Origin of the sequence: Microcoleus sp. K5-D4 (genome assembly GCF_036704575.1) — a bacterium.
In the GTDB taxonomy this organism is placed as follows: Bacteria; Cyanobacteriota; Cyanobacteriia; order Cyanobacteriales; family Microcoleaceae; genus Microcoleus.
Genome location: NZ_JAUBSD010000050.1, coordinates 32070 through 46186 on the forward strand (window position 1 = coordinate 32070; position 14117 = coordinate 46186).

The window sequence follows — 14117 nt, forward strand, 5'->3', positions numbered from 1 at the left end:
TAAGAGAATTGAAGATTAGGAAGTAGTTTTGAGTTTTGAGTTTTAAATTATTTAACTTATAACTCAAAACTTTTCCTCTTTTTATCACCTAGTCTAATTGGAATCAACCCCTTATTTAGAACCAAACACCTCGCGCACCCGATAAATCGGTTTTCCCTGCGACTCGTGATAAGTCCGCATCATCACTTCCGCCAACAAACCAAAACAAAATAACTGCACGCCAGTTAACAGCAAAACCACAGCCAAAATCAGCAAAGGACGATTCCCAATAATTTGACCAAAACCCAATTTTAAGACTGTCAAATAAATTCCTAAAACCGTTCCCAACGTCATAGAACTCAGTCCCAAAAGTCCGAAAACGTGCATCGGTCGAGTCAGGAACTTTTTCATAAAAGAAATAGTTAACAAATCCATCAACACGCGAAAAGTCCGCCAAATCCCGTACTTACTTTGACCGAAACGGCGGGCGTGGTGTCGCACAGGCAATTCTGCAATTCTCGCCCCTTCAATAAACGCCAAAGCCGGCAAAAAGCGGTGCAATTCCCCGTAGAGATTCAAGTCTGCTACCAACTCAGATTTATAAGCTTTCAAAGAACAGCCGTAGTCGTGCAAAGTCACGCCTGTAACGCGACCAATTAACCAGTTCGCAATTTTAGAAGGAATCAACCGACTAATAGTATTATCCTGCCTATTTTTCCGCCAGCCACTTACTAAATCGTAGCCTTCATCTAACTTGGCCAACAATAGCGGAATATCAGCCGGGTCATTTTGCAAATCGCCGTCTAGCGTCACAATAGCACGACCACGAGCGCGATCGAAACCTGCCGACATGGCAGCAGTTTGCCCGTAATTGCGGCGCAAAATTACAGCACAAAGGTCATCGCGAGTGCTGGCTAATTGCTGGAGAAGTTCAGCAGAACCGTCCTTAGAACCGTCATCTACACAAATAATTTGATAGCTGAGTCCAGATGGTTGGATAGAAGAGGCGATCGCCTCAATCAAATGAGGCAAACTTTCCACCTCATTATACACCGGCACCACCACTGAAACGTCGAGAACAACCTCAGCGCCAGCCTGCTGTGCAGCCAATTTTTCCAAAAATAATGCAGCGTCCATTTTTTTATTCGATAATATCAACAGTCAACCGTCAACAGTCAACCGTCAACAACTAACTAGGTTGATAACTTGCCACAACTTTACCATATCCCCGCAATTGCTGGTAATAAGCTTGACTGACTAGATCCCCATCCTCCGACAAAACATCGATACCGATACCGTTGCGACCTTGTGCTTGTCCAGAACTGTGAATGTAGCGATTATCTCCGAGATACAATCCTACATGAGTTGCTTTTTCCGGCGTACCAAAAAATACTAAATCACCCGGTTCTAAAGCGCTAATACTAATAGGTTTAGTAAAAGCTTCCTGCTGATAAGCATCCCTCGGCAACCAGATGCCCGCAGCAACAAAAGCAGCTTGGATCAAGCCAGAACAATCATAATTTGGCCCGACTGTACCGCCCCAAAGATAATAATTGGATTGGTTCATAGCCTCACGACTAAAAGTAATTACTATTGGTAATTTTTCCTTGATTTGGGCCTCAGAAAGCACCAGAGGATGATACACTGTTTCTGTCGGGTCGAGCAACTCAACATCTCGAATATCCAACCATCCCGGATAATCATCTTCGCACAGCCGCACCATCACAGCCGTTGTATCCCCCTCAACAACCGAGTCTATGCCATTTCTCCCCCCCTTCATAAGCTGGGGGGGGTCAACTACTCGCAAATGTCGGCCCAGCGCTGCTTGAGTTGCCAATCGATCGCACTTTGGGGAATCGTAAATATTTATGTGCGATCGCGCCCGGTACTCCACAACATCAGATAATTGATAATTGGCCATTGCTAATTGCTCATTGTTTGCTGTTAATTGTTCGCATTTAACGATAGATTGCCATTAGCTGCTAGCCGTTAACCGTTAACCGTCAGCCATTAACCATGACATTTTTTCACAAAGACGAACAATTAGAAACCCTCGGCAGTAGCATTATAGACTCCGCATTGTCAGAATTTACAGGATTAAGTGGCGATCGTACAGCCATTACCTGGATAGTCTACGATCCGCCGGTGCGAGTCAATACAGGTGGCGCCCTGAGTCCAGAAGAATTTTGGAAATATCAACCGCGAGGTTTTAGCGCTAGAGCTTCCGAACGAATTTATCCAGCCAGCATCGTCAAATTATTCTACCTCGTTGCCATCTGGGAATGGGCGCAAAAAGGCATGATTCAAACATCGCCAGAATTAGAACGCGCCGTCCGAGATATGATAGTTGATTCCAGCAACGACGCCACCAGTTTAGTAGTAGACGCCCTCACCGGCACCACCAGCGGCCCAGAATTATCACCCGCCCCCTTTGAAACTTGGAAACAGCAGCGAAACATCGTAAACCGTTACTTTCAATCATTGGATTGGCCGGAATTAAAAAATATTAACGTCAATCAAAAAACCTGGTGTGACGGCCCCTACGGTCGCGAGCGAGCAGTTTTGGGAGAATTAATGGAAAATAGAAATATGCTGACCACAAATGCAGCGGCGCGTTTGCTGCACAGTATAATCGGCGGCGTAGCTGTTTCTGCCAAAGCATCGCAAGAAATGATGGGTTTAATGAAACGCAGTTTAGACCCAGCAGAATTAGAGGCAGATCCCGAAAATCAAGTTACAGGTTTTTTAGGTGGCGGATTGCCAGAATCAGCAAAATTGTGGTCAAAAGCGGGACTGACAAGTCAAGTTCGTCACGATGCTGCTTATATTGAAGTACCGGGTTTGCGACCGTATTTGTTGGTTGTATTTACCGAGGGCAAAGAGAATAGCAAGAATGAAGAGATTTTGCCATTTATATCGCGGCAATTTGTCGAAGCGATGAAAGTGCTTAATTAAACTTTAACTTGTAAATTGACAAAACTTAAAATTTTTGTGGAGCCTGCTCTTATGCCAGTCGCCAATTAGGAGCTTAAAGATACAGCAGGGTGCAGGTTTATGGAGTACAGTGGCAGCAGTTTGTAAAACACTTTCGTAAGTGCTTGGGATTAAAGCGTACTCTATTCACCTCGACTCTACTGTATCATTTAAATAGTCGAGCTCTAAAAGAGGTCAAATATGGACATACAGCTTATCCCCCTACGTGCTGCCGTTTGTTCCGAACGCTCAACGACTCTAGATGTTTTAGTCAGAATTACGCCCCCAGCACCGGAAAAAACAATTGAGCGACCGCAGCTTAATTTAGGTTTAGTAATCGATCGCTCTGGTTCTATGGGCGGACAAAAAATTGAATACGCACGGCAAGCAGCTAGTTACGCGATCGAACAGTTGTTACCAAGCGATCGCGTTAGTATCACAATTTACGATGACAAGATAGAAACCCTAGTTCCTAGCACCCTTGCTACTCATAAATCCCACCTTTTGCAGCAAATTCAAAAAATTCAGGCCAGAGGCATGACGGCACTGCACGCCGGATGGATGCAAGGAGGAATTCAAGTTAGCCAACACCTCAATCCAGAACACTTAAATCGAGTCCTTCTCTTATCAGATGGACTAGCCAATGTGGGCGAAACAAATCCAGATGTAATTGCCTCCGATGTGAACGGTGTAACCAAACGAGGTGTCAGCACTACCACAATGGGAATTGGTGATGATTACAACGAAGACTTGCTAGAAGGAATGGCGCGGAGTGGGGATGGCAATTATTATTACATTCAATCTCCCGAACAATTGCCAAGTATCTTTCAACAAGAATTACTGGGCTTAATGGCGACAGTTGGCACAAATGTCACCTTGGGAATTGAGCCACAAGCTGGAGTAGAATTGGTTGAGGTACTCAATCAGCTAGATGTCACCCCAAATGGTCGGTTTCGCTTACCTAATTTAGTAATTAATAATCCAGTTGATGTAGTCGTGCGGCTGAAAGTGCCAGCGATGACAGAGGAAGTAGATTTATGTTATTTTCGCGTCAGTTGGAACGACCCCGAACAACCACAGGAGCAAAAAATCCGCGTTTCCTTGCGCTTACCCGTCGTCAGTGCTGCACAATTAGAGGAATTTCCCTTCAACTCTGAGGTACGACAGCAAGCGATTTTAATGATGACAGGACGCGCCAAAAAAGAAGCCGTCAGACTGGTAGATGGAGGGAATTACGATCGCGCCAGCCAACTATTGCAGGAGACAAAACAGCAGTTGCTCAACAATCCCGATCTTCCCATGAGTGCGCCAGAAGCGGAGGCAATCACCGACTTAGAAGTACAACTTCAGGAGCGACAATATACTACATATCGCAAAATGTCAACTCATCAAAGCTACACCCGGGCTGTTTCTCGCAGTAGCGGTCATGTCAGCCTTTTATACGCTTATCGCAAAGGCCCGATCTTGGGGAATATTACTGAAGATTTAGGAGTAGATGCGATCGTTAACTCGTGCGATCGCGACCTATCCAACTCTGGTGCCATATCCAGCGCAATTCACCAAGCTGCAGGACCAGAACTTCTAGAAGAATGTCGCCGTATAGGTGGTTGTGAGGAAGGGGAGGCGAAAATTACTCCTGGCTATAATTTGCCGACACCGTGGGTTATTCATACGGTTTGTCCCCCTTGGCGCGGTGGCTCTCAGGGAGAGGAAGACCTATTAGCAGAATGTTACTGGGGTTGTTGGGAATTAGCTGTACAGCATTCACTGCGGAGTATTGCTTTTCCAGCTATTGGAACGGGAGAAATGGGTTTTCCAGCCGATCGTGCGGCGGAAATTGCTTTTGCACAAACCCGTCGCTTTCTTTTAACATCTAGTGCGATCGGGTCTATTCTTTTTGTTTGTTTCGATTCAGATACTCATCGTTGCTTCCAAAATGAATTCTTGAAAATTTCTGGTTTGTAATGGTTTTAGGATCGCGAATTAAATAATTTACACAAGTTTGTGGGGTGGGCGTCCCGCCCGCCCTTTCTGGACGGGCGGGACGCCCATCCCACAAGAACCATCACGCATTGTAAGTTATTTAATTCTCATTCCTTAGTAACAAAACTAAGGTAAAACGATCTCGCTTTTAGAGCCCCGACTTCTTTAAGAAGTCGGGGCTCTGGGTTTCTATTTTTTTAGCTGGGCTTACTTAGAACAACTTAGAACGGAGAGGGAGGGATTTGAACCCTCGAAGGATGTTAACACCCTTAACAGATTAGCAATCTGCCGCTTTCGACCACTCAGCCACCTCTCCAAGATGACAGTAACTAACTATAGCACACACATCTTCTTTTTGCCAACCCCCTTATTGAAAAATTCCTCAATCCCTTACTCTGTATACTTTCGGCGACCTCAACCTCCAGCCTCTTCCCCAAAGCCCCTAGCCTTCAAGTGCTTTTCCCAACTAAAATTGGAACTCAAAAAGAACCTCTTAGTATACAAATACCCCAAGCGGTACAGGTGAGCCTTGCGATCGCCATCGAGATTAAAATCCGTCGTCGTCACCCCAGCTTCAGTCACATCAATATTAATCACCCTGCCCTTATCCATTTCTCGCTGGTGATAGCGGTCTCTTGCTTTCATCATCGTTCTGAACATCGCCGCCAGCATCGACAGGGGAGTATCAATCTTAGCTTTAGTCTCAATTCCGGTATCGACTAATCGAAACCCAAAGGTAAACCAGCGGGGCGGCGCAGGAGTCGCACCGACGGATTGTTTGTCATAAATCCACAGGGGGAAATTGCTCAAAATTCCGCCATCTACAATTAAGTCATCGCCGAGTTTTCCAGGTTCAAAAAATAGGGGAATACTCATCGACAACCGCACAGCTTCAGCTACGCTAAAATCTTCGGGATTTGCAAGTCGCAACTGCTGGTATAAAGCATCGGAATCCGCAGATTCCTGCCGCCGCAAGTCATCGGGAATTACCAACATTTCACCGCGAGATAGGTTGGATATTACTACTTTTAATTCCCGCTCTTTTACGATTTGTTTGACATCGGCAAAAGTGTGCAAGTTACCTCGACCGAGCATTGCTTCCAGCCACTGCCGGAACGGCTGCGCCGAATATTCTCCCATCTGACGGCTAACTGTTAAGAAAAGTAGCGTCCAAGCTGGGGATTGCAAATCATCGGCGGGGTCGCCGTTTAAAATTAGAGGACTGTTTTTTTGAGTTAAAAATATGCTGTAATCGAGCTGTCCTAAAATTTCCTCTAAATCATCAATTGACAAGTCGGTTGCCAATACTGCAGCAGTAATTGCACCTGCCGAAGTGCCGGCCAATTTTCGCCAGTTGATGCCCAAATCGCTACAGCATCTGAGCGCTCCTAAAAACGCAACTCCGCGCACGCCGCCGCCTTCAAAAACACCGTCGGCATAGATTTGACCGTTTTCGTCGGGAGGCGGAAATTTGCTGAGAATTGTTTGTTTCTCGGTGGGGGTGATTCTGACACCGGGTTCTTGCAAAATTTGCTGTGGATACCACTGACTCATGGGAAATACCTCGGCTCGATTTGGGATTTGAGATTTGAGATTTATATCTATTGTTCTTGATTTTTGTAGGCATTCATGGCTTCTTTGACGTGTTCTTGAACTTGCGATCGCACTTGTTCGTAGGCCACCGACGCGCACCAAGGTCGGAGAGATAAAATAGTTGTATCGGGAGTAATCTCGGCTACCAAACAAGTCGGGGGCGGATTCTCCAGCACCAGGGGGTGGGAGTGGGCAATTTCTAATAACTCAGCTACTGTCGGACGGATCGGCCGATCGCCAATATCAATCTTCAAGTCTACTCGCCTCGTTCCCATTGCCGTTGTATTTTTCAGTGTACCGTTAAACAACTGATTGTTCGGGACAATAATTTTTATGCGATCGTCTGTCACCACGGTGGTTGAAAAAATCCCGATGCTGTCCACCACTCCCTTAACATCGCCAGCTTCAATCCCATCTCCCACTTCAAAAGGCCGCAAACTAATCAACATTACCCCAGCAGCAAAGTGCGACAAAGTATTTTGCCACGCCAAACCAATGGCCAAACCCGCGGCACCCACCACCGCAACCACACTGGTAGTTTGAATTCCCAACTGACTCAAAGCCGCGACTACTCCCACTACCAAAATCGTAATTTCAGCAGCTTGAACTAAGAATTTCCGCAGCGTGGCTTCGGTGCGACTCAGTGCTCGGCGAGTCACGCGGCCCGCAAAGCCGATCGCAAATCGCGTAATTAACAAAATGCCGATCGCCCACAGCAGTTGAGGTACAATTTTAAACCCCAATTCTACGAATTTTTTCGAGAATTCTTGGGCTACTTCCAAGGCTTGTGTTCTTTCTGCATTTAGCTGAGAATAGAAGGTTTGAGCTATGGGTAAAAACGTCTGAATAACTGTCATATCAATTGGGAATTGGGAATTGGGAATTGGGAATTGGGAATTGGGAATTGGGAATTGGGCATTGGTAAACGCAGTCTCAGTCTTCTGCATAAGTCGGAGAGTCCGACAGGGGTTGAAAACCCCTGTCTCATAGCTAAAGTCCTCTAAAAGAGGACTAAAATCGATAATTTTATCCTTCAAACTCTTGAGTCGGTTTAAACCGACTTTTGCTATGAGGCAGGGGTTTAAACCCCTGCCGGACGACTGCTAATAGTGTACTGCTACGCGGGGCAATCGGTGTTTAAAACCGCAGAGAATTTCCCACGAAATAGTTCCTAAAGTCGCGGCCCAATCGTCAGCAGTAATTTGATATTCCCCATCTTTGCCCAACAGCGTCACCACTTCGCCGACTTCTAAATTGGGAATATCAGTTACATCCAGCATTAACTGATCCATCGTCACCGCGCCCACTTGCCGCACGAACTGACCCCGGACTAAAACCTGCATTTTATTAGAAAGATTGCGCGGAATGCCATCTGCATAGCCGATACCAATTACGGCAATCTGTGTCTGGCGCTGAGCTATAAATTGATAGCCGTAACTGACGCCGGTTCCTGCTTCAATTGTTTTCACCTGCGTTACCCTAGCTTTTACCTGCATTGCGGGCTTCAAATTGGCGATCGACTGCAAGTGAGGTGCTGGATAAAGACCGTAGGTAGCTAAGCCGACTCGCACTAAATCGTAGTGCAAATCGGGGTCAGCGAGGGCGGCAGCAGAGTTTGCCAAGTGGAGGCGAGGGGGGGTAATTCCTGCTATTTTAATTTGCTCGATCGCCTGTTGAAACCGCTGGTGCTGCTCTGTCATAACTGCGGGGTCGGGACTATCTGCTGTCGCCAAGTGAGAGTAAATACTGGCTAACTTTAAATTGGGCAACCGCTTGACTAATTGTACAAATTCTGTAGCTTCCTGCCAGGGCGTACCCAAGCGAGACATTCCCGTATCCAACTTAGCGTGAACCGGCAAAGATTGGTTAAGATCGGCGAGAACTTCCGAAAAAATTAGGGCTTGTTTGGCAGTACAAATAGTGGGCTGCAAGTGCCAATGGGCGATCGCCTTTACCTGTTGGGCTGTATGGGTTGCCCCCAACAGCAAAATCGGCGCTTCTATCCCAGCTTCTCGCAATTCTATTCCTTCGGGAATTGTCGCCACTCCCAGCCAACTAGCACCTGCTTGCAATGCTGTTTGACTGACTGCAACAGCACCGTGACCGTAAGCATCTGCTTTCACAACTGCCATCAGTTCTGTGTGGGGAGATAAGAGCTTTTTAAGCTGTTTTACATTGTGAGTTAAAGCTGCTAAATCGATTTCTACCCAAGCCCGCTGGCAAAGTCCCCCGTTATCGTCCCACAGCAACGTCTGGCGGGATTCTTTTGTCGTTGATTCTGCGGTTGTTTGTTCCCCACTCCACATTGTCGATCGCTCCTACTTGCTTACACCATTAAAAACTGCTTGGAGATTTTACCCTAAGTTTGATTATAATAAGATTCTCTCTTTCATCAAAGTTAACTGGTGTATCATAGCACCAAAAATACCCGGTAAAAACTATGGACGGACTGGCCTACCTACATTTAGCTGAAACTTGGGAAACGGCTGCGGGTCAAACTCGATCGACCCACTCAAAAAGGCACCGCAATTTAGCCTCTTCTGCTTTACTTTTCTTTACGATCGCTCTCACAATTTTCAATTTAGTCAATCCCGCACTCGCCATCAAAAAAGGTGATTCAGGCCCGGAAGTAGCCGAACTCCAGAAAACTCTACAAAACGCAGGCTATTTTCGCGGTAAGGCTACAGGATTTTACGGTTCTCTCACCCAGGCTGCTGTGAAAAAGTTTCAAGCAGAGAACAACCTGAAAGTTGACGGAATTGTTGGCCCTAAAACCTTGTCAGCACTGAAAGGTAAGCCGGAAGACGCCAGCATGGAAGCTGCGGAAAAAATCTCGCCAAAGGTCGATCGATCTTCGCCATCTCCTACCGCGACAGATAACACAAACGAACTCGAAGAGCAAACTCAAACTCAGCCCCAAGAACCTCTATTTCAAGAACCCTCTTTGCCGCCCTTTAAAACTGAGAATTCCGAGGATAAAGAAAGTGAGTTACCACCCACAAGGCTCGTAAATCCTCCCGATAATACTCAAGGAAAAATGACCTTGAAAAAAACCATTTACGGTAACATATCGCCCAAATCCATAGTTTATTCAGGAGCGGGTTTGTTTTTTGCTCAAAACATGATGTACCGCCACACAATCACAGTTTATGACAGGAACTTTAAATTAGTCAAGACTATTCCCGATACAGTAAACTTGTCTAAGTTCGGGTTTTCTAAATTCAAAGGCAATTATAAAGGATCTCCCGTAGAAGCTGCTTTTTCAACCGATGGAAAATATGCCTACGTCTCCAACTACAAAATGTACGGTTCCGGGTTTAGAAATCCGGGAACCGACAGGTGTTCTCCAACGGCAAAACACGACCAAAGTTTTCTGTATCGCATCAATACCCAAACTTTGACAATAGAAAAGGTAATTCCTGTAGGTGCAGTTCCGAAATTCAATGCTGTTTCGCCTGACAATCGCTTTGCGCTCGCTAGCAATTGGTGCAGTTGGGATTTGAGCGTAGTTGATATCAATAAAAATATCGAAATCGAGCGAGTGAAACTGGGTGCATATCCTCGGGGTATTGTTGTTACTCCCGACTCAAAAAATGCCTATGTTGCCATCATGGGTTCTTCCGATATTGCGAAAGTGAATCTCATCGACTTTTCGGTAGAATGGCTAAAGAATATTGGCAATGCGCCGCGTCATTTGACGATCGATCCCAATGGAAAGTATCTTTATGCCACTTTAAATGGTGAAGGAAATGTGGCAAAAATTGACCTAAAAACGGGTAAAGTGGTAGACAAAGTTTCTACAGGAAAAGCACCTCGCAGCATGACAATTTCCGATCAGGGACAACTGCTTTATGTGGTCAACTATTTCTCGAATACTGTTAGCAAGGTTAGGACGAGCGATATGAAAGTGCTGCAAACAGTGAAGGTTAATTCAAGTCCGATCGGGATTACTTACGATCCGGAAACTAATCAGGTTTGGGTAGCTTGCTATTCGGGCAGTATTATGGTGTTTCAAGATTAATTTAGCTGCTTCGTAGTGAAGGCTTCAGTCCTTACTACAAACAATAACGATTAAATGTTATTGTGGGGCGGGCTAGGAGCAACGCCCCTAAAATATTATTTGGGCAACTTTAAAGGCTTCACAACATACTGTGAAGACTTAGCAGGTACTTTGCCGTTTTTGGCCATAGCTTGGTAAATCATGGCTGCGACTTCAGCACGAGTTGCTGTTCTATTAGGCTGCAAAAGTGTGCGCTTCGGGTGGTTAACAACAATGCCAGCTTCTGTGGCTGATGCTACTTTGTTAGCTGCCCATTTCGGTACCTTTGCCCTATCTGTATAAACTTGTAAAGTTTTGGTTGCTCTTGTTGATGGTTTCAGGCTCAAACCGCTCGCTAAAGCTGCGATTACTTCGACACGCGGAATTTGTTTTTCGGGACGGAACTCATTGTTTGGGTATCCTTTAAGATATCCAGTTGTGACGGTGTGGTCGATCGCAGGAGCTACAGGACTCTTGTCTTTTACGTCTTTAAAATCAATTGCTTTTCGGATCGGCTCTTTGTCGTCGGACATTCGTTGAATTAAGCGCGCTAGTTCGGCTCGCGTCATCGATTCCTCGGGACGAAATTTGCTGTCGGTGGGCTCAGCAAAAATTTTCCGATCGACTAAGGCTAAAATGAACGGACGCGCCCAATATTTGTCTGGAACATCGGAGAATCTAACGGGCCCAACTTTGGGTTGATCGCCTTTCGGTTTAGTAATTGCTGGAGCAGGAGTCGATCGCGCAATTGGCTTGGGAGGAACAACGATTACACCCACAGGAGGATTTTGCGGTAAAACCGGCCCTAAAGGTCCCACAGGTGCGGCATCCGGTTCTGAGGGAACGAGCGTTTTAGCGGGCGATCGCAAATCGGAACTTGGCGATTCGGGTGTTAATATTCCCGGACTCGCGGGCGTAACAGCAGGTTGAGAAAAAACGGCTGGAAATTGCCAATTTCTGGCATTCAATCGATCGGGATTTTTACCTGTTACCCAAAATAAAATTGCTCCCATCGTGCCGAAGGCAACCAAGATCGCAATCAATTCATCCAATCCTAGAGGATTTCTTTCCCCTGACGGGGGTTGTGAAGAAGACATATTGTCACCTACATACCAATGTAGAAATTAAATCACATATTTTTTGGGTCGGGTAGTGACTGAAATAAATAAATCAACTATTCTAAGGTTCTCACTGTTAATACTTGCGGGGGCGTAGAATCGGGAGGATAAATAAAATCTATTTTTAGAGAGCGCGTTTCTGTCGCAGCTAACCTCAAATTTACCATCGGTTCGACAACTTGACCGACACGATGCCATAAATGCAAGTAGCGAGTTACATCGTAACCTCCATCATCTTGGTAGCGCAGCCGCACAGTACCTCGAAAATAGGGAAAATCTAGGGGAGGTTGGCGAAACCGCAATCCATTTGTTGAGAGTCGATCTTCTTTTAAAGGCGTTTCCAAACTCACCGCTACCGTTTGCGGTTTTTGGGCAGTGTTATGCAGCGGCAAAATCAGATTGTAGTGTACGCCGTAATTGCCGTGGGCTTCGTAAGCGGTGTCGGGATAGCGCGCCAGCATTTTTCCGGCTTGCACTTGTTGGGTTCCCAAAGTGCCCCCGCGCAAGCTAGAGATCGCATAGGATCTCGCTTTTCCAGTCTGGGGAATTGCCAGATTTTTAGCATCGCGATCAACTAACTCCGCTCCCCATCCAGAACCTTGCTGCACCCCTGCCACGCGGCCGTAAATCAGGCTTCCCGAAGTCGCCTCGGGGGGAGTCGGGGTTTTGTCGCGGGGACCTGCCAAACCGCCATTATTCAGCAATTGCTGCCATTCTTCCAGAGTTGGCGCGCGCTCGCCCCCATCAGCATTTTGAGGTGCATACATTGCCAAAGTAGCGGCGTAAACCTTGCCGTTACTCTTGAGTCGCACAAAGGTAGAACGACCATTTATCGGCTTTTCCAGGCCCCGCACGGGAATAGGGCGATTCATTAACAATGCGGTTTCTCCCGGTGCAATGAGCAGTTTTCTGGGAAAATCCGGCTGCCGGATTCCCCGCAAAACGTTATCGACAGCGCGAATCCCAGGGCCGGAATATACTTCGCCGTTGGAACTCTCACTTAGTGCTGGTTTTTGTTTGAACGGTGCGTCTGGTTCCATCAGGTAACTGGCTGCCTGCTATACTTGCACCGTCACGGGCGCGGAACTGGGATTGTATAGCAAAGCTCCTATATACAAAGTTCGTAGATTCAGCGGAGTGTGAGAAAAGTGGTGAGCAAACAGGTTGAATTGCCCTTGAAAGCCCAAGTTCAGGTGAGCTGCGGGGACTTTTTTGCCGTCTGGGGGAAAAGTTGAGAGCAAAATGCCTTCTTTTTTCACCCATTCTGGACTGTTGCTGTTGAACAGGGGGATGCTGTCTAGTTGTCCGGGGAGCGATCGCACTTCCGTAGCTTGTACAATTTCTGCGGGTGCTGGTTTTGCGGGAACAGATTGTACGGGTTTTTTGACGTACAACAATCCGCCGACTGCACAAAGGACGATCGTAGAAATACCAGCAATTCGAGAAAAGAGATTTTTTTTCTGAATCATCAAAGTTAACTGTCAACTCAATCTCTGTACATCTTCCACCGACAGCGACAGCGCCTGAGCCACTTTATCTACGGTTTAACCCATTGCCAGCATTTCCAGTGAAAATCACCCCTACTTTGACTTTTAACTCAGTGAACATCTCATTTCTTCTTTTGTTTTGCACATCCCAACTGTTTCTTTGCTCCCAAGACTCGGTATACATCTTGTCGAGTAATCCGGTCGCCGAGTCGCGGTTCTTCGGTCTCAATCATCAGAGCATCAGCGGCAGCATTAATTGCCTCAATTGGGTTCATGCCTTTACGTCGAATGTATTTAGAAGCAAGATCCTCAATTTGTGCAATACGCTGAAGTTGAGTGACATGAACATTATTTTTTGGTGTTTCATAGTATTTCACATCCAAAACTTCATTGATCGATTTTTTGTACATACCAAAAATAAGTTGGTAAATCTTACCCAAAGCGGAAGCATAAATTCCCCTCTGTCCTCCTTTAATTGAATACTCTTTTGTGTAAACTAGGAGAGAGTCTTGATTTTCGTCAATCCATTCTCCAATTGCCGAGCGCAGATCCTTATTCAAAAGGATGGAGGCATGGCGGAACTCAAACTTTTGAATGTATTCATCTTCATCTCTAATGATTCCAAAGGCATGATCGGCACGTCTCTCCAAAGTCTCGTAGAAAGCGGCAGCAAGCAGAGCAATTGCTTGTCTCCGTCTACCAATTACAGCCGCATACATAATCATTGCCATGAAATCCTCAGTTGAGATCAGATTACCTTCAATGAAACCTTGCCCCTGAAACTCAACGATATCTCCTTTGAAGCCATAGCCTTTTAGCGTATTAAGCGCATTACCGTCGGTACGCAATGTGTCGCTTAACCATCCTTCATTAGACCTCTTGCGAAAGTCTCAGGCGATGGCTAATTTGTCTTCAAAGAAAGTTCATAATTATAAATACCAGCTA

At 46.0% G+C, this 14117-nt stretch carries 10 protein-coding genes, 1 tRNA gene and 1 pseudogene; 3 read left to right on the plus strand and 9 right to left on the minus strand.

Going from position 1 to position 14117, the window contains the following annotated elements:
* Positions 1-111 precede the first annotated feature (111 nt).
* Complete coding sequence (locus tag QUA77_RS16785; protein ID WP_333451307.1) at positions 112-1116, minus strand: glycosyltransferase family 2 protein; 1005 nt, start codon at positions 1114-1116, stop codon at positions 112-114.
* 52 nt (positions 1117-1168) lie between these two features.
* On the minus strand, positions 1169-1900 hold the full coding sequence (locus QUA77_RS16790; RefSeq protein WP_333451309.1) for a C40 family peptidase: 732 nt from the start codon (positions 1898-1900) through the stop codon (positions 1169-1171).
* A gap of 95 nt (positions 1901-1995) precedes the next feature.
* On the opposite strand from QUA77_RS16790, the gene QUA77_RS16795 reads away from it, so the two are divergent.
* Both QUA77_RS16795 and QUA77_RS16800 read left to right on the plus strand, forming a co-directional pair.
* Complete coding sequence (locus tag QUA77_RS16795; RefSeq protein WP_333451311.1) at positions 1996-2934, plus strand: serine hydrolase; 939 nt, start codon at positions 1996-1998, stop codon at positions 2932-2934.
* A gap of 219 nt (positions 2935-3153) precedes the next feature.
* Positions 3154-4917 (plus strand): macro domain-containing protein, encoded by a 1764-nt coding sequence (locus QUA77_RS16800; RefSeq protein ID WP_333451313.1) that lies wholly within the window; start codon positions 3154-3156, stop codon positions 4915-4917.
* Positions 4918-5162: 245 nt separating this feature from the next.
* Here the strand turns inward: QUA77_RS16800 and QUA77_RS16805 are convergent.
* From QUA77_RS16805 to alr, 4 genes are all read right to left on the minus strand, one after another.
* Positions 5163-5251: transfer RNA gene (locus QUA77_RS16805), tRNA-Ser, on the minus strand.
* 98 nt (positions 5252-5349) lie between these two features.
* Positions 5350-6489: a patatin-like phospholipase family protein gene (locus QUA77_RS16810; RefSeq protein ID WP_333451315.1), complete on the minus strand. Its 1140-nt coding sequence runs from the start codon at positions 6487-6489 to the stop codon at positions 5350-5352.
* A gap of 47 nt (positions 6490-6536) precedes the next feature.
* Positions 6537-7475: a mechanosensitive ion channel family protein gene (locus QUA77_RS16815; protein WP_333451317.1), complete on the minus strand. Its 939-nt coding sequence runs from the start codon at positions 7473-7475 to the stop codon at positions 6537-6539.
* A 156-nt stretch (positions 7476-7631) separates the two neighbouring features.
* On the minus strand, positions 7632-8834 hold the full coding sequence (gene alr / locus QUA77_RS16820; RefSeq protein ID WP_333451319.1) for an alanine racemase: 1203 nt from the start codon (positions 8832-8834) through the stop codon (positions 7632-7634).
* Between the two features lie 134 nt (positions 8835-8968).
* On the opposite strand from alr, the gene QUA77_RS16825 reads away from it, so the two are divergent.
* Positions 8969-10549 carry a peptidoglycan-binding protein gene (locus QUA77_RS16825; RefSeq protein WP_333451321.1) on the plus strand — a complete coding sequence of 527 codons (1581 nt, stop codon included), beginning with the start codon at positions 8969-8971 and terminating at the stop codon, positions 10547-10549.
* A gap of 95 nt (positions 10550-10644) precedes the next feature.
* On the opposite strand, the gene QUA77_RS16830 is transcribed toward QUA77_RS16825, so the two are convergent.
* From QUA77_RS16830 to QUA77_RS16840, 3 genes and pseudogenes are all read right to left on the minus strand, one after another.
* Positions 10645-11664, minus strand: a complete 1020-nt coding sequence (locus QUA77_RS16830) for an S-layer homology domain-containing protein (RefSeq protein WP_333451323.1) — start codon at positions 11662-11664, stop codon at positions 10645-10647.
* 77 nt (positions 11665-11741) lie between these two features.
* Positions 11742-13154, minus strand: a pseudogene (locus QUA77_RS16835) (DUF3370 domain-containing protein).
* A gap of 140 nt (positions 13155-13294) precedes the next feature.
* Positions 13295-14020 (minus strand): hypothetical protein, encoded by a 726-nt coding sequence (locus tag QUA77_RS16840; protein ID WP_333451325.1) that lies wholly within the window; start codon positions 14018-14020, stop codon positions 13295-13297.
* Positions 14021-14117 lie beyond the last annotated feature (97 nt).